Source organism: Pseudomonas sp. SIMBA_068 (assembly GCF_046534705.1).
GTDB classification, from domain to species: domain Bacteria; phylum Pseudomonadota; class Gammaproteobacteria; order Pseudomonadales; family Pseudomonadaceae; genus Aquipseudomonas; species Aquipseudomonas putida.
This window is the reverse complement of record NZ_JAWRYI010001148.1, coordinates 1-251: the sequence shown is the minus strand read 5'-3', so window position 1 is coordinate 251 and position 251 is coordinate 1. Positions and strand designations below refer to the sequence as shown.

Genomic DNA, 251 nt, shown 5'->3' with positions numbered 1-251 from the left:
GCGGATCGGCAGCAAGTCGCTGCGCAACCACGCCTGGACTTGCCGCGCCCTCGCCCGCTGCCTGGGGTCAGCCGGGTACACCGGCGTCCCGGGGTAGACCTGTTCGAGGTATTCAGTGATCGCCGAGGACTCCGACAGGGCAAAGTCACCGTCCAGCAACGTCGGCACGCGCTGCGTCACCGACAGCTCGGTGTAGTCCTTCGCCTGCTGTTGTGCGGCGGCCAGGTCCAGGGTACGGGTGTCGCACGCCA

General features: G+C 68.1%; 1 protein-coding gene. It reads right to left on the bottom strand.

Going from position 1 to position 251, the window contains the following annotated elements; genetic code table 11:
- On the bottom strand, positions 1-251 hold a 251-nt coding region (locus SB756_RS33110), incomplete at both ends, for a glutathione S-transferase N-terminal domain-containing protein (protein WP_410913638.1).